Origin of the sequence: Shewanella japonica (assembly GCF_002075795.1) — a bacterium.
Taxonomy (GTDB): domain Bacteria; phylum Pseudomonadota; class Gammaproteobacteria; order Enterobacterales; family Shewanellaceae; genus Shewanella; species Shewanella japonica.
The window spans coordinates 1,129,094-1,153,541 of record NZ_CP020472.1 but is presented as its reverse complement, the minus strand read 5'-3'; the positions used below and the strand labels follow the sequence as shown (position 1 = coordinate 1,153,541).

Below are 24,448 nucleotides of genomic sequence, written 5' to 3'. Positions count from 1 at the left end.
TTGCAGTCCTTTTTGTTTTTCTTACCGAGGTTATTCAGTCACAGGTTTGCGTTTATTATGGGCAATGATTAACCCAATTAAACAAACGATACCAGTGGCAATCCCGACAGGTTGACTTAATGATTGTGGTAAACCAAAACCAATACCCGCAGTCATAATATAAGATACGGTGACACAAGTACCGACAATCGCAGGCAAGCTCACAATCCAGTGGAAAGTTCCACGGTCAAATAAGTACTTAGTCGCCAACCATAAAACACTGGTAGAAAGCAGCATATTTGAGAAGGCGAAATAACGCCAGATCAGCGAGAAGTCAATCTTAGTCATGAAGTAAGCAATCACTAAAATTGGCAATGCCACAAGTAAACGGTTACGTATACTTTGCGGAATTTTAAATGCATCAATAATGGTTAATCGTAATGAACGGAATGCTGTATCACCAGACGTGATAGGGAAAATAGCAACAGCAATAATTGCCATAATACCACCCGCAACACCTAAGTAGCTGGTTGCAACTTGATTAACAACAAGTCCAGGACCACCAGCATCAAGAATACTCTTAAGCTCTGCATAACCACCAGGGAATGCCGCAATACCAGCAGTTGCCCATACACAAGCAACAATGCCTTCTGACATCATTGCACCGTAGTAAACTGGGCGCACGTATTTTTCGTTGGTTAAACAACGCGCCATGATAGGGGCTTGAGTCGAGTGGAAACCACTAATTGCACCACAAGTAATGGTCACAAACAGCAATGGCCATACAGGTAGCCCATCTGGGTTTGGCTCTAATAAATCATTGTTGTAATGGCTATGGTCAAAGTAAGCGAAAATATCGGCCATTTCAGGTAACTGAGGAGCACTAATTAATAACGCCACCGCAATAGATGTCGTCATTACAATCATTAATAAACCAAATAACGGGTAAAGTTTAGTAATGATTTTATCGATAGGCAGTAAGGTCGCTAAGAAGTAGTAACCTAAAATCACTAATACCCAAAAGACGTTATTGGCTAAAATAGTGCCTTCAAAATAGTCAAGGTTACTTAATAATCCTGCTGGGCTCATAATAAATACGACACCCACGAAGAACAATAACATTGCCGTGAATATCAGCATGACACCTTTAAAGTAAACATTAAAATAATGTCCAGCAATTTCAGGTAAACTCTTACCATCTTCTTTGATACTTAATACACCAGAGAAGTAGTCATGAACCGCCCCACCAATGATATTACCCAGTACAATCCAAACAAGTGCAATTGGGCCATATAAGGCACCTAAGATGGGACCAAAGATTGGACCAACACCTGCAACGTTCAAGAATTGAATTAAGTACGCTTTAACAGGGTGAACTTCAACATAGTCGACACCATCTTCAAAACGTTGTTGTGGGGTTTTTGCGTTGGGATTAATGCCTGCTTGGCGTTCTACAAAAGGGCTGTAAAACTTGTAAGCGAGGATCAATAACGCAATACAAAGGAGGAAAATTAGCATTTTATTGAGCCATCCGTAACTGTGTAGGGTATTAGAATAGCTTTGAGTGTCATGCACTACGTGCCATTGGTCAAGTAGCTAGACCTTATACTAAAGTAGGGGTTGTCAGGCTATATGCCTTATCCGAAGGGGAATGTTAGTTAATTGTAAATTCAGCAAACCTTCAATATATTACCAAACAAGCCAATGCTAGGCACATGCACTAGCCACAAGGCTTTTACTAGCAAAAGTGCCATACCCACCTCGTCTTGCACGATTGCAAGTGCCAAAAATGTTAATTAAATTTTCTTTCAAAACAGTTAATTCTGTCACACTCGGTTAGGGCGAAAATACGTACAACTAATGTCCAAAAATTAGATCAAGCTCTAATAAAAAATGATTAATCCAGCGCCGTATTACTGCAAAATGAACTAACTCACCCGCTAAACGATTACCTCGTCAGTGATACCAGCAGACTGGATACACTAGCGATTTGACGCTTAATCAAAGTTGAGTGATTTTCGCTTAACGCTTTCTTCCACACTATCAAGCTCAACATTGTCACTCTAAACCTTACCAGATTGTGAATATGCAGAGACTTTCCTGATTAACAGTTAAAGAATCGTTCAAAAGCATAAACCTACCTTACCAATTTGACTTATAAAGTAAAAAACAAGCAATCGCTTATATAGTTATTCTAAAATGATATAAGAACCAGCTATGTAAATAACAAGGCTATAAAAATATACACACCCTTTAAAATCAGAAACCTAGCACATGACAACAATATAAAACCTATTCAATCCACTTTGAATTATAACCAATTTGCGTTATTTAGATACAAATAAGTTTTACAAATTGGTAACAAGATCATATAACCAGTAATACCTAATGCTTCAAATAGTGTATTACATTACTGAGGTCATTTTATGTATTAGGTAGCAACAACTTATTCAGTTGTATTCGCTTTTCATACAATGATCTGATCTAAATGCTGAGATAAAGTAAGAGATTTTACTGAATAAGTTGTTAACTCAAATGGGGAAACGACCTAAGGTACAAAAATGATAAAACATCATAAAAAGCATAAACTTGCCATTACCCTGGCGACAGCACTTACTTGCACTTTCAGCTGCGGTTTTGTTCACACTGAAACCATCAACATTAACAACCCTAGCTTTGAAAATAGCTTTGATGGCTGGACCGATATCGATCCTTCATCCGTCTCTGGTGTGGCTTATCAAGGCAGTAAATCAGCAAAAATGTCTGGAAATAACGGCAGGGTTGAACAAAACGTCACTGTCGATGCTAATAGTAACTATACCCTTACAGCGTACGTGTCTGGTGGCGGAAAGCTAGGGGTTTCAGGCAGCGGTGTCAGTGAATCAACTACGGTAAGCACAAGTGAATGGCAACAAGTCAGTGTGTCATTTAATAGTGGCCCAGCAAATACTATCACTATTTATGGAGAGTATTTTGGTAGTGAAGGTCGCTTTAACTCATTTGGATTAGAAAAAACATCAAACAGCACAGAGCCTACAGAACCCACAGAGCCAATCACACCAGTCACCTGCACAGGTAGCAGTGCGTTAACCATTGCCTCAGCAACCGATAATGGTAGCAACGATGGCCATGGACCTGCGAATACCATCGACAATAATTTTGGCACCGAATCACGCTGGTCATCCAATGGTGAGGGCAAAACCATTATTTATGATTTAGGTGTCCAATCAGAAGTTAAATCTGTCTCTGTAGCATGGTTTAAAGGTAATGAACGCTCATCTTACTTTGATATTGAAACATCATCAGATGGCAATAACTGGATTTCCGTCTTAGCTTCAGGGGAGTCTAGCGGAAGTAATTCTGGCCTTGAAGAATATGATGTTACTGATACAAGCGCGCAGTATGTCCAAATCATAGGCTATGGCAACTCTTCAAATACATGGAACAGCATTGTTGAAACCAAAATCAATGGTTGTTCTGATGGCAGTGCGCCAACTGAGCCTACAGAACCCAGCAACCCTGTAGGAAATTTAGACCCTGACTTACCACCGTCAGGTAACTTCGAGTTAGTGGATTGGACATTGGGTGTGCCTGTTGATGAAAACAACGATGGTAAGTCAGACACCATTAAAGAAATTGAATTATCCAGTGGATATACTCGAAGCCCATACTTTTACACCGCAGCAGATGGCGGCATGGTGTTCAGATGCCCTATTGATGCACCAAAAACCTCTACTAACACCAGTTATGCTCGTACTGAGTTACGTGAAATGCTACGCCGCGGAGATACCAGTTATAGCACTCAAGGTGTCGGAGGCAATAACTGGGTGTTCAGCAGCGCTCCTTCATCAGATCAAAGCGAAGCAGGTGGTGTCGACGGTACATTAGAAGCAACGCTTGCCGTCAACCATGTCGCCACCACCGGAGATAGTAGCCAAGTGGGACGTGTGATTGTTGGGCAGATCCATGCTAACAATGACGAACCTCTTCGCCTTTATTACCGTAAGTTGCCATCGAATAGCAAAGGCTCAATTTACATTGCCCATGAACCCATTACTGGATCTGAGCAATACTACGAAATGATTGGTTCTCGTAGCAGCTCAGCTTCAAACCCAGCTGATGGTATCAGCCTTGATGAAAAGTTCAGTTACCGAGTCAAAGTGGTGGGTAATATCTTAACCGTAACAATTATGCGCGAAGGTAAAGCTGATGTTGTTGAAGAAGTCGATATGAGTGCTAGCTCTTACGATGCTGGCAATCAATACATGTACTTCAAAGCGGGTGTTTATAACCAAAACAATACTGGTGACGCAGATGATTATGTTCAAGCGACATTTTATAGTTTGAGCAATAAGCATGATGGATATGCCTATTAATCAATAACAGATTGAAAGCTGACTCATTAGCATATAAGCAAGAGGAAACTCATTTAAACAATTCAAACGGTCTGCTCTGCCTGACTTAGGTTGATTGTTTTACTATTGATTTTATTGAGTCCAGCGGTCTACGTTGTATCTGACTTAAAAGCCAACAAAAATCTTTTGTTGGCTTTTATTACATTCACGCCTCAAGAAAACGCAAAAAGACGATGTTTGATATACACTTATTGATAACATCAACATTGGTGTCAGCATCAACAATACTCAAACGTTCAGCTTGGTCAACGTTTTAGCCGATCCACATCGCAAAAGGAAATAATTTCACCAGGCGAGATTACTAACATTTTCTCAACATGATAAAGTAAAATGTAACAGCCGCACACAATGCGCCATGAAGTAATTCGTGCATATATAGACTGTCGGAGATGAAATATTGAGAACACATTTACCTTTTTTAATGCCTCTAGTGATTTTGTCACCAATGACTTATGCCGCAGGCTCCCTCGATGATTTAGATTTAGAGTCACTGATGGCGATGGACATTCAAGTGACATCGGCAATGAAACGATCTCAATCCGCATTTGACACTGCCACCTCAATTTATGTCCTCAGTAAAGAACGAATTACCCACTCTGGCGCAACCTCTATTCCAGAAGCATTAAAAATGGTACCCGGCCTAGTTGTACGTCAACTTGATAACAATCAGTGGGCAATATCAGCGCGCGGAGTTGCATCAAGATTCTCCAGTAAAATGTTAGTGATGATTGATGGTCAAAGCCTTTACACGCCACAGTTTTCCGCGGTGTACTGGGAAACACTAAACGTACCGCTTTATGATATTGAACGCATTGAAGTCATTCGTGGCCAAGGTGGACAGCTTTGGAGCAGTAACGCCAACAATGGTGTGATTAATATCATTACCAAAAACAGTTTAGATACACGAGGCTTATATGCTGATGCCGCCAGTGGCAGCCAAGTTAATATTGATGCAAATATCCGTTATGGCAATGACATCAGTGATATAGGCAGCTATCGGGTTTATGGTCATGTAAAAGATGGTGACGCATCTGAAAAAGGCTTGGTACTAGAGCCTAATGATGTCACTCAGCAGTACTCGTTTGGTGGGAGGATGGATTTTTCAACCAGCGACCATTGGTCAGGTTTCGTGCAAGGCGATATAACTGAATCAAAATTGGGGCAAAATTATCGTGGTGTGATTGATGACACTAACCGAAACATCACTTTTACCGACAAACTAGAGCGAACAGACTCACGGGTCATGGCGCGACTTGAAAACAGAATGTCGGACTCAGCGAATCAAATGCTACAAGTATCCTGGCTTAATCAATCTGGCTCGCAAACCTACCTACAAGAAGAGTTCGAATCATTTGATGTCGACTATCAGATGAACTTTATTTATCAAGCATTACAACTCGATTGGGGTTTAAATTACCGCTACAGTACCATTTCTTTTGAAGACAGTTTATTCCTGCATAGCGACAAAGAGTTCGATAACCTGCAGCAATATGGTGGCTTTATACAAGCTCAGTTTGCTCTTATTCCAGAGGAGCTTGACCTTGTTCTCGGCACAAGAGCCGAGCACAATGACTTAACTGATTGGGAATACCAACCATTAGCAAGGTTATTATGGAAACCGCAGGACAACCAAGTGTTATGGAGCGCAGTATCTCAAAGCGTTCGTATTCCATCTTTAATTGAATTTAATGACAATTACGCGATTAATGGTCAAAAAGTCAGTGAGGTTTTACCTTTTTCTACAGGCATAGAAGCGATTGATGAATACCATATTAAAACCTATTTAAACGGTAACGATGACGTTGAAGCTGAAACATCGTTATCCTACGAGTTAGGTTATCGATTATCACAGCAATCATGGAACCTTGATGTCTCGCTGTATCATACCGAGACTGAAGATGTTGCCGTTATAGATATCAACCCTAATGTTGAACAGTTTTACCCGGCCCTTGCCCTATTTCAATCGGGCCAGCTACAGCAAGCATTACAAGCCTTAACGCAAACGACAATTCAATTTGATATTGTGTCGACTGCCGATCTAACTACCCAAGGTGGTGATATCGTTTTATCTTGGGTACCTGCAGATATGTTTAACGCTGAACTTGGTTATAGCTATAACACCTTTGAGTACGACCTTCCTGAAAATACGTTTCCGGCCATTGGCAGAGACTCTACGACTCGACAGATTTTTGCTAAAGCCGATGTCCATCTATTTGACAGCCATAATATCTTTGCCACTGTCAGAGTAGAAAATAGCGATGCATACCTTACGGAAAACTACACCTTGTTAGATTTAACTTGGAATTGGGCAGTAAGTCAGCATTGGGGAGTATCAGTCACTGGGAAGAATTTATTTGCTGGTAGTCATCTTGAATATGCAAACCGACAAGAAACCTACACAATCCCCAACTACATAGATGAAAGCGTGCTGTTCAAAGTCACAGCTAATTTTTAAATGAATTAATGCATAAAATCACTCAGCTTCTGCATGTATTACTATTCTCATTTTTGCTATTCACTAGCCAAAGTGCAGCTGCTGCTGAGCAAGAATACGCACTTAAAGCGGGCTTTTTATATAATTTTGCCCGTTACGGTGAATGGCATGACAGCGCATTAAGTCCTGATAAATTTGTCATATGTAGCCCTGATGCATCATTTACAGAAACCGCCAAGTCAGTATTAAACCAACGCTCAGTCGATAAACGCCCGATTACTATTCGACATATTCAATTTGAATTAGAGCAAGTGAATCAATGCCAATTACTTTTCATTTCATCTGCGTCGCTTTCTGATTGGTTAAGCTGGCAAAAACAGCAAGACTATATTGCTGAAAACACAATGGTTGTGGGCGAATCAAAGGGGTTAATTGAGGCTGGCGGACATATTCGCTTTTTCATTGCTAGCGGTAAAGTCAGGTTTGAAGTCTCCCCGCAGCAATTACAGCAATCCGGCATCACTATGAGTTCTAAAGTACTGCGACTTGGTCGCGTGCTGGAAAGGTGATGTGATGACTAAATTATTCTCAATGAACACCATCAGCAAAAAGTTACTCATGATTTTAATGGGGGTGTCTTTCGCCTCCATTATCACAGTCACTTTTGTGTTCAGTGCTTACGAATTAACAACCGCAAAACGAGAACAAATTGATGGGCTAAGTACATTAGCTAAGATGATGTCTCCTAATATTACTGCGGCGGTATTATTTGATGATCAAGATGCCATCAATGAATTAATTACCCCTATTTTGCTTCGTGGTGACATTGTTTCAGTGACAGTGACGGATAACCAAGGCAACGTCATTGCTTTTGTCAGCCAAGAAACCGATGACTCCAATAGCATACTCAGCACTGCGCTAAATGTGACACAAATTAGTAATGCGCTGACCTTAGATGGACAAGAATATGGCCAAATTCAAATATTAGCCGATGACAGCTACATCAACACCCGAGTGAAGTTTTACGGTCAATTTATTATTATTTTATTGATATTCGCACTCGGGATCAGTTTTTCAATATCGTTAATTTTACGTCGACGCTTTTTAAGCCCTATTTTACATCTAGCCACCATTGCAGAGCGAGTGTCTGACTCAAACGACTATAGCTTACGCGCGAAGGAGCTATCCGATGACGAGGTCGGAAAATTAACCTCGCACTTTAACGACATGCTTGAAACCATTGAACAACGGGACAAACGCCTAGAAAGCCAAGTAAAAAGTCGCACTGAAGAGCTTGAAAGCGCCAATGAAAAGTTACACCAATATGCTTATCAAGATGGCTTAACAGACCTACCTAATCGCCGTTATTTTTATGAGAAACTTCAGTCCTTAATTGACACTGACAATATGATTTTCGCATTAATCTTTATTGACCTTGATGGCTTTAAAGAGATTAACGATACCCTTGGTCATGACTATGGCGACTTACTATTACAGCAAGTCGCTAAGCGCTTGAAAAACTGTGTAAGAGGCCATGACACTGTCGCTCGCCTAGGTGGCGATGAATTCACATTAATTGTTGAAGGCATCAATGATCAGCGCCGCGCTAGCGAAATTGCAGAAGTCATCAAAAACAGCTTAGTGCAGCCAATCACCATTAAAGATGAGCAGGTTTATATTACCAGCAGTATCGGATTGACCTTCTATCCAAGCGATGGGGAAACCATAGAAGATGTGGTCAAACATGCCGATCAAGCCATGTATTTATCAAAAAATAAAGGCCGTAATCGTTATGAGTTTTTCTCATTCGCCATGGAAGAACAAGCTCTTGGTAAAAGACGATTAACTGAGGAGTTAAGGCAAGCTGTAAAAGAAGAGCAATTCCTATTAATGTATCAGCCTATTCTTGATATTAATGGCTCTGTAGTCAAAAAAGTCGAAGCCTTAATTCGCTGGCAGCACCCTGAACTCGGCATAATAGAACCCGATGATTTTATTCCTCTAGCTGAAGAGAACGGCTTAATTGTCGACATAGGCAATTGGGTGCGTAAGCAAGTCATTGCCGATGCAATTGAGTTTTATCAAACCAGTGGTAACGTCATTCAAATTAGTGTCAATACATCCCCTATTGAAATAGATCGTTCTGGCACATGGATTGACCAATGGATTTTAGACTGTAACAAGTCCAAGCTTCCCCATGGCTCATTTCTCATTGAAGTCACTGAAAATACCTTAATGACACCGGACTCATCAATAAAGCAGCAATTAAAACTGCTCAATAACAACGGCATCAAAGTCGCTATTGACGATTTTGGCATAGGTTATTCGTCGTTAGCCTATTTACAAGAACTCGATATCGACATCATTAAAATTGATCGTTCATTTATCACCAACATCACCACCAATGAGAGCAGTGCAGCCCTAGTCAGAGCAATCACGACAATGGCACATAACATAGGTGTTAAAGTCGTCGCCGAGGGCATTGAAACACCTGCTCAGCAACAGTTATTAAAACAGCTGTCATGTGATTATCTACAAGGGTTTATGTTTTCAAAACCGCTCACTAAAGCAGAGTTTTACCGACTCTATGTAAAAGGCAGTGAAGATATCGCTTCAACTAGCAATAACCTTTCATCCCATTAAATAGCTTCCTTGCCATCGCAGTAATGGGGACGTTAATTGACAAACCACAGTGTCATCACGGTATACACAGGGATCCCAATCATCACATTAAACGGAAACGTAATCCCCAAAGAGGCACTAATGGATAAACTATGATTTGCTTGTGGCAATGCGACTCGCATCGCCGCGGGTACGGCAATATATGACGCGCTTGCCCCCAAGACTGCAATTAAAATCGCCCCGCCACTTGAAAGCCCCATCAACACACCTAAACCACAACCTAACACACCACCAATGAGCGGCATTGCCATGCTATAGGCTAAAATAAAGCTTCCAGCTCGCTTAATATCTTCTAAACGACTTGCTGCAACCATGCCCATTTCCAGTAAAAACAATGCCAACACACCATTAAATAAACTAAAAAATACTGGTGTAATTGATTTAATCTCATCGGCAGCCACAAACCCAATCACTAAACTGCCCACCATCAATACTATCCCTTGATTGAAAAACATTTCATGTAATAAGGCTTTACTAGCGTGTTTATCATTTTCCTCTTGGACTATTGATTTTTTCTGCCTAAACAAACTCGGTTTGGCCAGCATAATACCTACCACAATTGCAGGCATTTCAAGTAGGACGACAAATAACGGGATGTAAGCTTCATAGCGTATTTGCTGACTTTCTAAATACGCCACGGCAACAGCATATGTGCCAACACTCACCGAGCCATAATGTGCAGCGATTGATGCGGCGTCATGACGTTCAAACAAACCGATATAATACAAAATAGCAAAGGCAATAAACGGTAGTATCAAGCCAAAAGCTAATATGTATAAAGACTGAGTAAATAATGTCCATGACGCATGCTCAGCCAATGCCACGCCCCCTTTTAACCCAATGGCAATCATTAAAAACAGCATTAAGGCTTGATAGAAACTTTTAGGGAAAGCAATTTTGGTTCCTGACAAAACTGCAAAAACACCCAACAGAAAAAAACCAATGTTAATTAACATAATTCGTTTTTATCCTTTATAACGGACTGAGCTACATCAGGTGTTTTTAGCTTATCTCGGTCTAAATATGCAGTAAAAAAACTCAATAGAAACAAGCCAAATCCAGCAGCCATTAACCCTAGACCAGCAGCGTCTGTTTTTGCGACCCAAGCACCAAGCAACATCATTAACACTGCCACCACCATACAAAACACCCATTGCCTATCCATCATGTCCACCTCTGCTCAATGATATTTATGACGGCATTATGACAACAGACACAAATAGATAAAAATTGATATTACCTATAGGTTAAATAGACTATTATCTATATTAGATTTTAAAGTAAGCTCACAAAGCAAATTGAATCGAAAAGTAATCGTTCACATCTAAGAGTCGTTAACATGCAATCAAGATTACATGCCCACATTGGCACCATCAGGCAATTAGAAATTCTGTTAGCTGTTCATGATAAAGGTGGCATAAACGAAGCCGCTAAAGCATTATTTCTGACTCAGCCAACCGTCTCAATTCAAATGAAAAAGCTTGCTGATGCTGTCGGTGAACCCATTTACCGCTTATCAAATAGAAAGCTTGTCTTTACCGATGTTGGCCTAGAAATGGTCAAAACAGCGGTAGAAGTATTAGACAGTTTTGCCAGACTCGATATGTCGTTAGGTAATTTACGTGAATGTAAAACGGGGACGCTACGTATTGCCGTTGTCACGACATCCAAATATTTTATTCCGCATTTGTTGGGCCCTTTTTGCGAGCAGTTTCCTGAAATTGATATTCAATTAAATGTGGGTAACCGTGAACAAACCATTGAGCGTTTAAAGCAAGGTATTGATGACTTTTACGTATTCAGTCACCCACCAATCGATGCAGACTTTAACAGTATTGAGTTATTACAAAATCCACTGGTCGCCATTGCACATCAAGATCATCCATTAGCAAAACAGCCACACGTTAGCTTAACGCAATTATGCCAAGCCCCCTTTTTAATTCGAGAAACAGGTTCGGGTACGCGTCATGCTATTGAAGGGTTCTTTAAGGAGCATGATGTGACTCCCAATGTAAAGATGACCATTGAAAGTAATGAAGCAATTAAACATTGTGTGATGGCAAAGCTAGGTATTTCTATATTGTCTGCCCATACCCTGACATACGGCGGACAACATGGCTTGGTTCGTCTTCCTGTCAGCGCTTTACCCATTAATGCAAAATGGTTTTTTGTTTGGTCTAAATCAAAAAGACAAACCTTAATCGCGGATCAATTCTTAAATCATGTGCAAACCAACGGCAAACAATTACTTGAAGATGAGCTTCAACGAAACGGCATTGATACGTAATCGAGTTAATGCCGTTAATTGACACTGTAACCTTTGCCTTCTAAACACGCCGCTCGTGCTTGATAAAAGTTATCTTCTCCAACAGTACTAGCTGCTTGTGCTTGCTGCTCAGCAGCTTGCTGTTGTTCGGCTTGTTGGATTGATGCGCGGCGGCTTTGTCTTCTTGCCGCCACTGCGCCTATTGCAGCACCGTTTTGTGCGGCATTGCTGCGGTCATCGTCTCCTAGTTCAGCAATCATCGCCCCTGTTGCTGCCCCAGCTATCGCACCACGCATACCCGACCCTCGCTCAGCTGTTGGTTCAACAGCTTGAGCCGCTTGTGTCGTCGAGGCGGCTGCATTTGGCTCAAAGCCTGTTTGAATCGTCGCCCATGTATCACAGCTGGATTCATCCGCCGCTTGCTGTTCGGTGCTTTGGTTTTGCTGAGGAAATACATATTGGGCGGCCATACTGTGATTTACCGTTGATAAGTTAATCGCGGTGGCAAACGCAAAAGTCGACAATATTCCAGCAAGTGTAGTCAGCGACTTTTTGTAAGTAATAGGCATCTTATTTCCTTTTTGCGACGTATTTGATGAACAAATAATCACCTATTTATCACTGCAATAGTTATCAATTTACGCCAGATGAGCAATAACTATCTCAATAATCAATAAAGGAACAGAATCAGAATCAGCGAAAGAGGAAGAAAATAAATTTAAATACAAGAAAAGACAGACATAAAAAAACGAATCGTAGTTCGTTTTCAACTTCATCCTTTCATAATTACACCCGTTAACAGAAAACCAATGCCGACCCCGCTGCAACATTTCTTATGGCAAGTATTTTTTTCCCGTGTACAAGGCAACATACATAATCTAGGCGTTTACACACACTTTCTTGTAATCTAGCTTTGATTTTATCAAGATCAATACTTTGTTCTTTATATCGGTAAAACTTGTGTAAGTAGATTATTGCTAAACGTTTTTTGGAAACGGTTCCGACATGCACTTTATCAAGAGAACGAAAGTAATAAGATAAATACCTTCTCTTGCGTGCCGCTTGGTAAAAACGAGCAGAATCAATATCACCTTCCCTGAACGCTAGAATAATGTCTTTTAATAAGCCTATATCAACCAATGCTCTTGCTATTCGGTGTCCTACACCAGGTAAACGATAGCTAGCATTACAGCTTTTAAAGCAGGCTTTATGATTAGCATCAGGTTTGTATAAAGGATCATAAATGATGGTCAAAGGCGTTTTGCATTCACTTGCGTTGAGATGGGACATATTGCCTTTTTGCAGTTGAAAATGCTTCTCAAGTTTAGGATCCCAAGGCGCTGCAGGCTGCCAATAGGTACTCACCGGCATTAACAATAACGCTTTATCCAACTTTAGCGTGCCGGCATGAAAGGCGGTAGCAAAACCACCTTTACTCACGCCATAGCCTATTCTTTTCGGGAATTGCTGCAGCGCGAGTGACAATTTTTGAAGAAATTGCGCGAAAATAAAAGAATCAAAATAATGATCGTCCCCACCAATATGATTAAAGGCGATAATATTCATTTTCCGCTTGCTAAAAAATTGAAAGCTCCAAGCCTGGTTATCGGCATCAACTTGATCTTGTGTTAAAGCTTGGCAGTTAGGTGGGAAAGTCACCATCACGGGTTCATTCGTATCAAAAATATGATACTGCACTAGTACATTATCAACTTGTAAACGAACAGTTTGATGCTCAATAAGCATGGTGTTATTCCCAACTCAGCACACATCATCTTTACGAAAAAAACGAAGGAACAATATAATTAGTTGGCATGCTACAAGAGTAATTTGAGAATAAAAGTGTAATTACCTTTAATGTTAACCGAGGGTAAACTGTGTAAAAAAGCAGCGTAGGTAAAACGATTTTTTGTTAAGCCTTGCAAAGTTAAGCTCAATAAACAATCACATCCTCGTAAGCTTAATGACGCAAGCAATTAATTGAAATTAACATTTAAAAGTCAGATTTTATGGGATTTTCTAGCCCAATGACGAAATAAGCCTAGCGATTATTAAGTCGCTAGACTCATCAAATTGTTTAACCTTCTTTGCACCAAGCAATAAAAAAGCGAATAACGCCTAAGGCTAAAAATACCTGTACGAACATATTAAGTGAGGCGGTAATATCGAAGCTCGGGGTGAGATACAATGCACTCATGGTTAATACAACTAATAAATTCGCTCCAATCACTTTTTGAACCGCTAATTCAGGCGTTGAACATACCCGCCAAATAATCAGTAAATTTATAAAATAGAATGCTGCAAGCTGCCAGATTTCAGTCAGTGCAGGCATGATGAACGTATATTGTAGTAGCACTAACGCGCCTGATACACACATCCCTACCAAGGCTTGATTAACAATGAACTTTGGCATCGCAACAAGGTTTATGGCGAATACCGCCGCTAACATGGGGAACATATAACCATTTGGCAGCGGCAAATATATCCATAAAGCAAAACTGGCCATTAGCGACACCATCACAATCGCCGAGTCTTTAAGCCGTATTGATAACGGTGTTGGATTATTCCATTGCTTAATAACATGTTGCCAATGACTCGTAACTTTAATCTTTTCGACTGCATCAAAAGAATGATTCAGTTGACCTGCTGACTTGTGTAGCTCACGCCTTGCCTCTTGAATTAAACTAACCGTGTCACTGATTTCAATTAGCTGTTCATTCAATTCAATAATCACGGCTTCATTTGCAAGTTCACTAAGTAGAGTGCTCCCCTGTTGATGTTCAGAGTCAGATGGAAGTGCTGTGTTATTCACTAATGGCGCCGCTTTGTCTAACCAAGCTTGTAATTTAACGATGGCTTCATCGCTAGCAAGAGTCAGTTTTCTCCAGTGCTTACGCTGTTGTGACAGCTGATAGCTACCTGCAGCAGGTAAATCTAAAATTAAGCTGTGAGACTTAATATTATTCGACATTGCTAATAATCTTGCTTGATAGTCAGCTAATGTCTCTTGGGTGTAGGCTTTTTTACCACTGACACATTCGGTCAACTCCACCACCAAATCATGTAGGCCCTTTGATGTGCTTTTTTGCTGCTCGTAAAACTCTACCTCTGAATTCATTGGCCATAAAAATTGATATACCAATGAAAATACAACAACCCCTAGTATGGTTTCTTGTAGCCTTAAAAAAATAATCTTGACTGATATTGCATCATCAAAGCTGCCCATAAAGCTTATTAGTGCACAGACAATAAATGCGATTCTGAAAAAATAACCATTCTTACGGTCATAAGACATCGCAGTAAATATGCCAGCCAGCAGTATAAAACTGCTAATAAACAGGAATCGATCTTGAGCAAAAAAAGCAACCAAACCAATCGCCATACTGGCGCCAACAAACGTACCTAAAATACGGTTATGTGCAGCTTTAATGGAGTGGCTAAATGATTCATTTGACGCTAAGGTCACGACTGTGATGGCCGCCCAATAGGGTTTGTCCCAGCCAAAAAATATTGCCAGTACAATTGCGCTGGTAAAGGCTAACGAAACCTTAATCGCTTCTTTCATTGCGCGACTTAACATTTTTTCATCCCCAATTTCAGTGAGTATCACAACCCACTCATGCAGCTCAATTCATCGATATAAACGGTTCGGTTAACCTGAAATTAAACGCCGGTATATATTTGTACAGATGCCGTTGTCCCCACTCGCAGTTGCACACTCTCAGGCACTTGCTCTAGATGCACTTTGACAGGAATGCGCTGTGCGAGACGGATCCACTGAAAGTTAGGGTTCACGTTTGGTAATAATGTATTACCCGTGCTGCCATCTGATTTAGCGATACCGTAACCAATACTTTCTACTTGAGCATTAATAGGGCTATTTGGATTCATCATTAAGGTGACTTGAGCCTTGTCTCCAATATTGACGCCTTGTAAGTCCGTTTCTTTAAAGAAGCCTTCAATCCAAAAACTATTTTGATCAATCAAGGCTACAACAGGATTATTTGCCACAACCTGGGCCCCCTGTCTTAAATTCAGATTAGTAATAAAGCCATCGGTAGGTGCTGTGACATGGGTATAGGCCATATTGAGTTCAGCCTGCTCTACAACAGCATCTGCAGCGGCCAAATTAGCCTGTGCAGTTTGCACAGCATTTTGAAAGTTATTTAAATCAAGTTCTGAAACTGTTCCGTGCTTACGACTTTCAAGCGCCATAGCCCGGTGATTCTCATTTTTAGCTTTATCTAATAAAGCCATAGCCTGCAACTGTTTTGCTTTAGCATTGCTTAACTCTGCACGGTAAAGGCTAGGATCAATCTCAAACAGCAATTGCCCTTTCTTTACTTGGCTATTATCTTCCACTAATACCTGAGTCACAGGTCCCGTCACTCTCGGGGTTATCTGAATAATATGAGCTCTTACCTGACCATCTCGAGTCCACGGATTAGCACTGTAATCTTGGTATTGGCTTAACACTGCAACGGCAGCAATCGCAACCATCACCAGCGTAGTAATTATACGAAACATAACAAACTCCAAAAATCTGATGAATTAGGTAAATGCAATAAATCTGCTTAATAACACGGTGATAATCGCCACCAGACAAAGCTCGACTAAAGCAGGCATAACGATCACTCTTTGCCAACCGAGTTTGTTTGCAATAAACACCAACGCGACGGTTATAAAATAAGCCAACATCACAGTAATGAGCAGGGGCGGAAAATACACTTCTCCAATAGCAAATTCATGAGGCATCTGGGTCACCAATAAGGTTATATACGAAAGAGCAAAAACAGAGGACACAATGTCATTTCACTCATTAATGGCATTATTTTATGGGAGTATGGGACATTGCCGTAATCGCTTTGGGAGGACTTGACCCTTCAAGCTAAACGATGACCTTCTGAAGCTTTTTAGTGAGGGATGTGTAACCTGATGTAACCAGTCTCTAAACAAGCTGCTTAACACCGCACTCACCTAGTTCACAAACCGATAAAGAATAGTCCGTTCACGGCATAGTGGTAGCCAAACAGTATCATTTAGTCTCAAGCTTGATTACACTAAAACGATGAGTAAAAACTTAATTAACTTTGTGTTTAATCTCGTAAAAAATAGCACAGCATTAACTTGTGTACTTAATTGATAAAGGAGCCAATAACCAATGAATTTTAGCTTAGAGCAGTTACGCGCTTTCGTTGCAGTATATGAGCAGCGCTCCTTTAGCAAAGCAGCTGCCAAACTTGAAAAACATCGAACCACCATTGGACAAGTCATTACTAATCTTGAAGATCAGGTTGCAGTAGAATTATTTCATCGAATTGGTAGAAGTGTTGAAGCCACTGAAGATGGTGAGTTACTTTATCAATACGCTAAAACCACAGTTCAACAAGCACTGACCTTTGATAAAGTCGCCTTAAGTTTATCTTATGGTGGGCTTGAATCTATCACTATTGCGTATTGCAGTTTTTTACCCCAAGGGATATTAGCTGAAATACGTAAAAGTCTTGATATCGAATTTCCAAATATGAAAGTCCACTTTGTTGTTCGAACCAAACCGGAAATTAAGAAAGGCATTGAAAATGGGACTATCCATGTTGCGATAGTCAACGTTTATAGCAGTAAAATCGTTAATAGCATCGACTTTACGTTTTTAAAAAATTTACAGTTTCTTCTCTATGCTGGTAAAGAACATCCACTAGCAACAACCCCAAAGAATAAAGCCTTATCTGTGATGAGATCATCACGACAGCTCGTGCTCAAGTCGATGATTGATGACGACATGAAAGAAAAAGTGGTTTTATCAGCCGATTATGAAGCCATTGATCAAATGGCATTGGTAATAAAATTTGTGCAGCAGAATATTGGCTGGGCAGTGTTACCGAGTTCAGTCATCAACTCTCAACTTTTTAAAGAGAACCTCGTAACCTTTGAATGCGATGAAATACAAGACCATTTGAACGTCCCGATTGCAATGTGGTCCCCCCCCTCAAAACAAGTGGCACCGATTAAAAAGAATATCGTTAAGGTATTCGCCAATTACCAAGGTTAAGCTTTTCAGCACCATTTCTAGCACCAGCTTATTTTCGGATAAGCTGCAGTCTTTTTTTATCTAAATCCACTCTATTTTCGTCATCTTCAATATTTATCTGGCTTTTTTTATATCTCTTAATGGATATATTTGAGTAAAAACTCTAAATATGTATTTTCGGCGACCTTACCAAGGTTAGAGACTTTATCTCTTATAATCATTAGCTTAAAAATCACTTCCAGTTGTTCATCAAATTTACCAATAATTTATAGAGGATTTGATCCTTCATATCAGATTAAACATGTTTAATTTATCCCCCTAACATTGCTGCCGAAACCACGCCCCTCACTTACAAGTTCAGTTCTTCGGTGAATTGGTTTGAGTTTCAACTAAATCAGTGAACATTCACTAAAGAACTATTAATTTTTAAGGCAGCAAATACTATGAGCATTATCGAACAACTATTTGCCATATCTCCTTATATCGCTTTATTTATAACACTCGCTCTAGGTTACCTCATTGGTAAAATCACTATCGGCCGCTTTGTGCTAGGTGGTGTGGCAGGAACCTTGATCATGGGTGTACTAATTGGCCAATTCGGAGTTCAAATAGATCCTGGTGTAAAAACCATCTTTTTCGCGTTATTTATCTACGCCGTCGGTTATCAAGGCGGGCCACAATTTTTCAGTGCGCTCAACTTTAGAACCATTAATATCCTCCTATCAGCAGTTGTCATGACTGTAACAGGCTTATTGTGTGTACTTGCTGCAGCAATGATGTTTGATCTTGATAGTGGCACCGCCGCAGGTCTTGCTGCAGGTGGTCTCACTCAATCAGCCATCATTGGTACCGCTGGTGATGCAATATCTCAGTTAGGTAATGTCACTGAAGAAGCCAAACAAATGATGCAGACCAATGTGGCTGTAGGTTATGCCGTTACCTACATTTTTGGTTCTTTAGGTCCAATTTTGATGGTGTCATGGTTAATTCCTACCTTTATGAAATGGGATATCCGTGGTGAAGCAATCAAACTAGCTGAATCAATGTCAGGGGGTAAACCTGAACTGGCACCTGGTGAGTTTAACGCCATCACTGATTTAGTTTCACGTGCTTATAAAGTTGATGAGAATAATCCATTTATTGGCAGAACGATTCAGCAAATCAATAAAGACATGCTTGCTATTGCTATCGAAATGATTGCTCGAGATGGCAGCGACATAGAGCTCGACAAAGCGGTTTCAATCAAGGCCGGTGACATAGTGATTGTTACGGGTCGCCGTGAAGCGATTGCGGGTCATATGGGTGCAGCCACTAGTGAAGTCGCTATTCCGACAGGCACAGTGTTAATCGAAGAAAATCGTCAACTGATTGCTAAAGATGCCAAATTGGTCGGTAAAACAATTGCGCAAATAAAAGCACAAGCCAATATCGATACATACCGTGGTGTGTATATCACCGATATTATCCGTGGTGGTCATTCACAAGTTATCAGTGCTGATTTCGTCGTAGCGAAAGACGACATCATCCAACTAACTGGTAACGCAAAAGACATTAACCGTGTTGAAAAATCTATCGGTAAACGTTTGGGTTCAGCCTTTGCTACAGACTTTATTTTCTTTGGTCTAGGTATGGTTGCAGGTCTGTTAATTGGCCTAATCAGCTTCGAAATTGCTGGCATTCCGGTCACCATCGGTTCTGGTGCAGGTTGTTTAATCTCAGGTTTATTCGTGGGTTGGTTACGTAGTCGTAAACCAGCAATAGGCTCTCTGCCTTTAGGTGCGTCTAACTTCTTACGTGATTTTGGTTTAGCAGTCTTTGTCGGTATTGTCGGCCTACAAGCGGGGCCAGAAGCCATTAATACCATTAAAGAACATGGATTAACTTTATTGTTCTTGGGTATGGCGGTAACCATTATTCCGCAAATCATTTCATTCTTTATTTCTTACTACGTATTGAAAATTAAGAACCCAATTGAAGCATTAGCTTGTGTATCTGGTGGCAGAAGCGCAAACCCAGCATTCGCAGCCTTACTTGAAAAAGCAGGTAACGCAACACCGGTTTTTGCTTTCACCGTGACTTATGCCATTGCCAATGTATTGCTCACCCTTTGGGGCCCAATCATTGTCGGCATCATTTCAACTCAATAGTTTCTACTCATTAATTTCTACTCAATAGCATGAATTCGGCGAGTGAGTTCAACTCAACTTACTCGCCAACAGATTAATTTTATTAAATATAAACAGGTAAACATTATGAATAACCAACACACTGATACAGCAATGGCTATCGACTTCACCCAATTCGCTAACTTAAGCCCATTTGAACTAAAAGATAAGTTAATTGAAGTGGCACAAACAGTACCTGATCGCACCTTATTAGATGCAGGTCGTGGTAACCCAAACTTCCTAGCAACCCTGCCACGTAAAGCATTTTTACGCTTAGGTGACTTTGCATTAGAAGAATCAGAGCGCAGCTATTCTTACTTAAATGAAGGCTTTGGTGGTATCCCTGATGGCGAAGGCGTTGTTGAACGTTTCGATACGTTTGCGAAAGCGAATCAAGGCAAAGAAGGCGTTGAGTTTTTACAAAAAGCCATCAGCTACGCAAAAGATCGTTTAGGCATTGAAAAGCAGTCTTTCTTACACGAATTTGTAAACGCATTTTTAGCCTGTAACTACCCTGTCCCTTCACGCATGCTAACCAACATCGAGAAAGTCGTAAAACAGTACATCGGTGAAGAAATGTATGGCGATATGCCAATGACCACTAACTTTGACCTGTTTGCTACCGAAGGTGGCACAGCATCAATGACTTATACTTTTGCGACAATGGCTAACAATGGCTTACTTAAGAAAGGCGATAAAATCGCGTTAATCACGCCTATCTTTACGCCTTACTTAGAGATCCCAGAGCTAGCTGAGTACGACCTCGAAATTGTTGAGATCCGTCTAGACGAAACCACTTGGCAGTTACCACAGTCAGAAATTGAAAAATTAGCGGATACTGACATCAAGCTATTATGTGTTGTTAACCCAGCTAACCCAGCATCAGTTAAGTTTTCAAACGATACACTTAACCGTTTAACTGACTTTGTAAACACCCAACGTAGCGACTTATTCATCATTACTGATGACGTATATAGCACTTTTGCCGACAACTTTGTGTCTTTGTTTGCCAAACTGCCATACAACACTTTATGTGTTTACTCATTCTCAAAATACTTTGGTGCAACCGGCTGGCGCTTAGGCACCATTGGTATTCATCACAGCAATGTCTTTGATGATGCTATGCGCGCCTTACCTGAAGCACATCAACTAGAGTTGGATAACCGTTACAAAACAATCACGCCCGATCCACGTAGCATTAAATTTATCGACCGTATCGTTGCAGATAGCCGCGCGGTAGCACTAAACCACACTGCGGGTTTAGCATTACCGCAGCAAGTGCAAATGGCGTTATTCTCTCTAAACTGTTTAATGGACTTAGAAGATAACTACAAAGCGGCTTGTAAACGTATTATTCGTGAACGTTACATCACACTCTATAAAAACATGGGTGTTGAAGTTGAAGACAACGAAGATCGTGTTGATTACTACACACTACTTGAGCTCGATACACTAGGCGGCAAGCTTTATGGTGACGCGTTTGTTACATGGTTTAAAGACAACGGTAAAGGTAAAGACTTCCTATTCCGTTTAGCCCATAAAACTGGCGTGATTTTATTACCAGGTAAAGGGTTTGATGTTGTTCATCCATCTGTACGTGTTTCTCTAGCTAATTTAACTCACTATGAATATGAGTTAATTGGCCGTGAAACTCGCTCAGTATTAGATGACTACTTCACTGAATACCAAGCCGCTCAAGCTTAATTGATTTAATAAGTTAATCTATTAGCATGACGATAAAACGCCAATCATAAGATTGGCGTTTTATTACGTTTATTCATGCAGGTTTTGCCATGCGCTCAGCGCTTAAGTTGTGGTTTATGTGTAGCTTAAACACTTCAAGATCACAGACTACTATCTCTATTATTGATATATCCATACTAATATTGATATATCCATACTAAGCGACTATAAGCTAACCATGAATTAGCATCTTAAAAGCTAAAACTTAGAACACGTAAAAAGCTCATAGCTCAGTCAGCACATCAGGCTTTGTATTAAGCTCGATTCAAGCGATAACTGCATCAAACAACTCAATAAAAGTAGGTCATAAATGAAAGGCATTATTTCAATTCAATCTCATGTGGTATTTGGCCATGCTGGCAATAGCTCTGCAGTATTTCCGCTGCAACGCATGGGAATGGAAGTCTGGCCTATTCATACCGTACAATTTTCGAATCACACCCAGTACTCACAAGGATGGAAAGGCCGCGCTTTTTCAGCAGATGATATCAATCAGCTAGTCACTGGTATCGACAATATAGGCAAAATAGCAGACTGTCAGGCGGCATTATCAGGCTACCAAGGTAGCGCAGAACAATGCCAAGCTATTATTAACACGGTCAATACTGTCAAACAGCAAAATCCTACTGCACTTTATGTGTGCGATCCTGTGATGGGCGATCCTGAAAAGGGCTGCATTCTCGCAGATGGTATTACCGAGCAATTGATAAATGAAGTGATGCCGATTGCAGATGTGATTGTGCCGAATCAATTTGAGTTAACTCAGTTTACCAAAATGGAAATCAACAACCTTGAGCAAGCCAAAGCGGCTTGTCAAAAAGCGTTATCGATGGGGCCTAAAATGGTGTTGGTAAAACACCTGCACTCTGTTGCTGATGACACTTTTACCATGATGCTCGCCACTGAATCAGGTTGTTATATTACCCAGCGCCCACAACTTGAATTTGATAAACAACCTGTTGGTGTCGGTGACTTAATCTCCGCTTTATTCACTGGTGGATTATTAAATGGCATGAGCGAAGTCGATGCATTTGAGCATGCAACTAATGCCTGTTACGGCGTATTAAAAGAGACTCACCAAAGACAAGAATGGGAACTGCAAACCATTGCTGCGCAAAATGAATTAGTTAATCCGAGCGAGAAGTTTCGCGCTAAAGCGGTATAAGTAATGGCATAAAAAAGCAGGAATCTAATCGATTCCTGCAAACTAGGTGGGGGAGCGTCAACAACGACAGCTCACCTAAACTGCCGTTGGTTAGATGTTTACAACTTAGTAGTTAGCTTGGAATGTCAGCCATAATTTATCGGTATCATTTGAGAAATCATAACCTTCGTCAGCACCACTGAAACTTGCATATTTAACGCCTAGGCTATAATGCTTCGCAAATGGGTATGTAGCAGCAACGCCCCACTCAGTACCCATATCGATATCACCATAATCTGACTCAAACTGGTGGTATTTAGCCAAAAGTTTAAGGCCAGCAATTTTACCCGTTACAATCACATGGGTATCAACTAAACCATTATCCCAGTTACCTTTACCGCCAAATAAAAACTTATCAGTCCAACCGTTAAAGGCATGTAATGTTGCTAATGGTGTAATAAAGCCAGCTTTGCCGCTGTCAGAACCAAGTACTTCGTAGCCAATTTTTGCGCCAAAAGCATCAAAATCAATACCGGCACCTAATTTGTAATAATCTGCACTGTAACTGACTGGGTTATCACCACCTTCAGACTGCTGAGCATATTCAGCTTCATAGCTCACTTTCAGTGCATCTAACTTAATATTACCCGTTGCACGAACACCAAAGGTATCAGTTGAGAATGCAGCAACATCTGTATTATCAATCAAATAGCCGTAACCACTTAAATTAACAAACTCGAGTCCTTTGTAATTGATATTGATTAAGCTGGTTTCGTTCTCGTGTTCTTCTTTACCTGAGCCTTCTGGGAAAATACGATTCACATTGGCCACATACGCATAATAGGCAGTGAGGTTTTCAATCGCCGTATTTTTAACAGATACCGCATCGTAAGTTTGTTCATTTTGACGGAAGCCAACCCCACCAACAAAACGCTGATTATCTAATAAAATGCGTTGACGGCCTAATTTAGCTAAGGTTTCAGCAGGCCCTTTATAACCAATAAAGCCTTGGTTTATTTGAGTATATTTGTAATCACCAATTAAAGGTTCATTATCGGTTGAACGCACATCATCAACTTCTGCTAAAGCAAATAGATTATAAATATCACCGGTTTGATAAGTTAAACGAGTACGTAATGTGGTTTGATTTTGCTGGTCAACATTCGCCACATCGACATCTTCATAGCGAAGTCTAAACTGCACATTCACTGAAGAGTCATCGATAAACGCTTTTTTTAATGGATCGACGCTTTCTGATTCAGCGTAAGCTGCAGATGTCGCTAATCCGGCAAGAACAGCTAATGTGAGGGTAGTTAATTTCATTTATTGTAATCCTTATATTTCATCATCTCGAGTGATGTTATATAGGTGAAATAAACTATAAATATTGATCTAAAACAATGTTACAAAAAGACTACAATTACGTATCAGTAATTGTGAGCAAGATCATTAACTAATACTAATTTAGCATACCTCGAAATAGGTATTTTCAGTAATGCCTCATATATAATTTGCTAAATAACCAATATCGATTTTAGTTTTATGCTAACAAAATATGTAATCCGCATATAAACAGCCAAAAAAAAGCCTGA

18 protein-coding genes are annotated in these 24,448 nt (G+C 40.4%); 9 read left to right on the top strand and 9 right to left on the bottom strand.

All coding sequences use genetic code 11. The features are described 5' to 3' along the window. Nucleotides 1-30 precede the first annotated feature (30 nt). Nucleotides 31-1,497 carry a carbon starvation CstA family protein gene (locus tag SJ2017_RS04850; RefSeq protein WP_080915052.1) on the bottom strand — a complete coding sequence of 489 codons (1,467 nt, stop codon included), beginning with the start codon at nt 1,495-1,497 and terminating at the stop codon, nt 31-33. A 1,043-nt stretch (nt 1,498-2,540) separates the two neighbouring features. Here SJ2017_RS04850 and SJ2017_RS04845 point away from each other — a divergent pair. From SJ2017_RS04845 to SJ2017_RS04830, 4 genes are all read left to right on the top strand, one after another. Continuing rightward, nucleotides 2,541-4,355: a polysaccharide lyase family 7 protein gene (locus tag SJ2017_RS04845; RefSeq protein WP_080915051.1), complete on the top strand. Its 1,815-nt coding sequence runs from the start codon at nt 2,541-2,543 to the stop codon at nt 4,353-4,355. A gap of 460 nt (nt 4,356-4,815) precedes the next feature. Further along, on the top strand, nt 4,816-6,849 hold the full coding sequence (locus SJ2017_RS04840) for a TonB-dependent receptor plug domain-containing protein (RefSeq protein WP_080915050.1): 2,034 nt from the start codon (nt 4,816-4,818) through the stop codon (nt 6,847-6,849). An 8-nt stretch (nt 6,850-6,857) separates the two neighbouring features. Further along, nucleotides 6,858-7,397: a YfiR family protein gene (locus SJ2017_RS04835; protein WP_080915049.1), complete on the top strand. Its 540-nt coding sequence runs from the start codon at nt 6,858-6,860 to the stop codon at nt 7,395-7,397. Between the two features lie 4 nt (nt 7,398-7,401). Next, entirely contained in the window at nt 7,402-9,471 is a 2,070-nt protein-coding gene (locus SJ2017_RS04830) for a putative bifunctional diguanylate cyclase/phosphodiesterase (protein WP_080915048.1), read from the top strand. A gap of 32 nt (nt 9,472-9,503) precedes the next feature. Here SJ2017_RS04830 and SJ2017_RS04825 read toward each other — a convergent pair whose 3' ends face one another. Together SJ2017_RS04825 and SJ2017_RS04820 are read right to left on the bottom strand one after the other, a co-directional pair. Then, a complete protein-coding gene (locus SJ2017_RS04825; protein WP_080915047.1) occupies nt 9,504-10,466 on the bottom strand; it encodes a sodium-dependent bicarbonate transport family permease in 963 nt (320 codons plus the stop codon). Further along, complete coding sequence (locus SJ2017_RS04820; protein WP_055024771.1) at nt 10,460-10,675, bottom strand: hypothetical protein; 216 nt, start codon at nt 10,673-10,675, stop codon at nt 10,460-10,462. Before SJ2017_RS04820 ends, SJ2017_RS04825 begins: the two co-directional genes overlap by 7 nt. Before the next feature lie 174 nt (nt 10,676-10,849). Between SJ2017_RS04820 and SJ2017_RS04815 the strand changes: the two genes are divergently transcribed. Next, nucleotides 10,850-11,797, top strand: a complete 948-nt coding sequence (locus SJ2017_RS04815; protein ID WP_055024772.1) for a LysR family transcriptional regulator — start codon at nt 10,850-10,852, stop codon at nt 11,795-11,797. Nucleotides 11,798-11,811: 14 nt separating this feature from the next. Here the strand turns inward: SJ2017_RS04815 and SJ2017_RS04810 are convergent, their stop codons facing one another. From SJ2017_RS04810 to SJ2017_RS04790, 5 genes are all read right to left on the bottom strand, one after another. Next, the gene (locus tag SJ2017_RS04810; RefSeq protein WP_080915046.1) at nt 11,812-12,345 is read right to left on the bottom strand and encodes a hypothetical protein; all 534 of its coding nucleotides are present in this window, start codon (nt 12,343-12,345) and stop codon (nt 11,812-11,814) included. A gap of 226 nt (nt 12,346-12,571) precedes the next feature. Continuing rightward, nucleotides 12,572-13,522, bottom strand: a complete 951-nt coding sequence (locus SJ2017_RS04805; RefSeq protein WP_080915045.1) for a hypothetical protein — start codon at nt 13,520-13,522, stop codon at nt 12,572-12,574. Between the two features lie 331 nt (nt 13,523-13,853). Continuing rightward, complete coding sequence (locus tag SJ2017_RS04800; RefSeq protein WP_080915044.1) at nt 13,854-15,356, bottom strand: FUSC family protein; 1,503 nt, start codon at nt 15,354-15,356, stop codon at nt 13,854-13,856. Nucleotides 15,357-15,439: 83 nt separating this feature from the next. Next, nucleotides 15,440-16,303: an efflux RND transporter periplasmic adaptor subunit gene (locus SJ2017_RS04795; RefSeq protein WP_055024776.1), complete on the bottom strand. Its 864-nt coding sequence runs from the start codon at nt 16,301-16,303 to the stop codon at nt 15,440-15,442. Between the two features lie 24 nt (nt 16,304-16,327). Continuing rightward, nucleotides 16,328-16,531 carry a DUF1656 domain-containing protein gene (locus SJ2017_RS04790; protein WP_055024777.1) on the bottom strand — a complete coding sequence of 68 codons (204 nt, stop codon included), beginning with the start codon at nt 16,529-16,531 and terminating at the stop codon, nt 16,328-16,330. Nucleotides 16,532-16,937: 406 nt separating this feature from the next. Between SJ2017_RS04790 and SJ2017_RS04785 the strand changes: the two genes are divergently transcribed. The 4 genes from SJ2017_RS04785 to pdxY all read left to right on the top strand — a co-directional run bounded on the left by SJ2017_RS04785 (nt 16,938) and on the right by pdxY (nt 22,877). Next, nucleotides 16,938-17,825, top strand: coding sequence for a LysR family transcriptional regulator (locus SJ2017_RS04785; RefSeq protein ID WP_080915043.1), 888 nt, complete (start codon nt 16,938-16,940; stop codon nt 17,823-17,825). A 422-nt stretch (nt 17,826-18,247) separates the two neighbouring features. Beyond that, nucleotides 18,248-19,951, top strand: coding sequence for an aspartate-alanine antiporter (aspT, locus tag SJ2017_RS04780; protein ID WP_055024779.1), 1,704 nt, complete (start codon nt 18,248-18,250; stop codon nt 19,949-19,951). Nucleotides 19,952-20,056: 105 nt separating this feature from the next. After that, a complete protein-coding gene (locus SJ2017_RS04775; RefSeq protein ID WP_080915042.1) occupies nt 20,057-21,673 on the top strand; it encodes a bifunctional aspartate transaminase/aspartate 4-decarboxylase in 1,617 nt (538 codons plus the stop codon). Between the two features lie 349 nt (nt 21,674-22,022). Beyond that, nucleotides 22,023-22,877, top strand: a complete 855-nt coding sequence (gene pdxY, locus SJ2017_RS04770; protein WP_080915041.1) for a pyridoxal kinase PdxY — start codon at nt 22,023-22,025, stop codon at nt 22,875-22,877. A 105-nt stretch (nt 22,878-22,982) separates the two neighbouring features. Here the strand turns inward: pdxY and SJ2017_RS04765 are convergent, their stop codons facing one another. Continuing rightward, entirely contained in the window at nt 22,983-24,179 is a 1,197-nt protein-coding gene (locus SJ2017_RS04765; protein ID WP_055024782.1) for an alginate export family protein, read from the bottom strand. Nucleotides 24,180-24,448 lie beyond the last annotated feature (269 nt).

Bases quoted from the DNA above. Each gene is read 5' to 3' on its own strand.
- SJ2017_RS04830 (WP_080915048.1), top strand. From the start codon at position 7,402: ATGACTAAATTATTCTCAATGAACACCATCAGCAAAAAGTTACTCATG.
- aspT (WP_055024779.1), top strand. From the start codon at position 18,248: ATGAGCATTATCGAACAACTATTTGCCATATCTCCTTATATCGCTTTA.
- SJ2017_RS04775 (WP_080915042.1), top strand. From the start codon at position 20,057: ATGAATAACCAACACACTGATACAGCAATGGCTATCGACTTCACCCAA.
- SJ2017_RS04825 (WP_080915047.1), bottom strand. From the start codon at position 10,466: ATGTTAATTAACATTGGTTTTTTTCTGTTGGGTGTTTTTGCAGTTTTG.
- SJ2017_RS04800 (WP_080915044.1), bottom strand. From the start codon at position 15,356: ATGTTAAGTCGCGCAATGAAAGAAGCGATTAAGGTTTCGTTAGCCTTT.
- SJ2017_RS04765 (WP_055024782.1), bottom strand. From the start codon at position 24,179: ATGAAATTAACTACCCTCACATTAGCTGTTCTTGCCGGATTAGCGACA.
- SJ2017_RS04785 (WP_080915043.1), top strand. From the start codon at position 16,938: ATGAATTTTAGCTTAGAGCAGTTACGCGCTTTCGTTGCAGTATATGAG.
- SJ2017_RS04845 (WP_080915051.1), top strand. From the start codon at position 2,541: ATGATAAAACATCATAAAAAGCATAAACTTGCCATTACCCTGGCGACA.
- SJ2017_RS04850 (WP_080915052.1), bottom strand. From the start codon at position 1,497: ATGCTAATTTTCCTCCTTTGTATTGCGTTATTGATCCTCGCTTACAAG.
- SJ2017_RS04840 (WP_080915050.1), top strand. From the start codon at position 4,816: ATGCCTCTAGTGATTTTGTCACCAATGACTTATGCCGCAGGCTCCCTC.
- SJ2017_RS04790 (WP_055024777.1), bottom strand. From the start codon at position 16,531: ATGCCTCATGAATTTGCTATTGGAGAAGTGTATTTTCCGCCCCTGCTC.
- SJ2017_RS04815 (WP_055024772.1), top strand. From the start codon at position 10,850: ATGCAATCAAGATTACATGCCCACATTGGCACCATCAGGCAATTAGAA.
- SJ2017_RS04795 (WP_055024776.1), bottom strand. From the start codon at position 16,303: ATGTTTCGTATAATTACTACGCTGGTGATGGTTGCGATTGCTGCCGTT.
- SJ2017_RS04810 (WP_080915046.1), bottom strand. From the start codon at position 12,345: ATGCCTATTACTTACAAAAAGTCGCTGACTACACTTGCTGGAATATTG.
- SJ2017_RS04805 (WP_080915045.1), bottom strand. From the start codon at position 13,522: ATGCTTATTGAGCATCAAACTGTTCGTTTACAAGTTGATAATGTACTA.
- pdxY (WP_080915041.1), top strand. From the start codon at position 22,023: ATGAAAGGCATTATTTCAATTCAATCTCATGTGGTATTTGGCCATGCT.
- SJ2017_RS04820 (WP_055024771.1), bottom strand. From the start codon at position 10,675: ATGGATAGGCAATGGGTGTTTTGTATGGTGGTGGCAGTGTTAATGATG.
- SJ2017_RS04835 (WP_080915049.1), top strand. From the start codon at position 6,858: ATGCATAAAATCACTCAGCTTCTGCATGTATTACTATTCTCATTTTTG.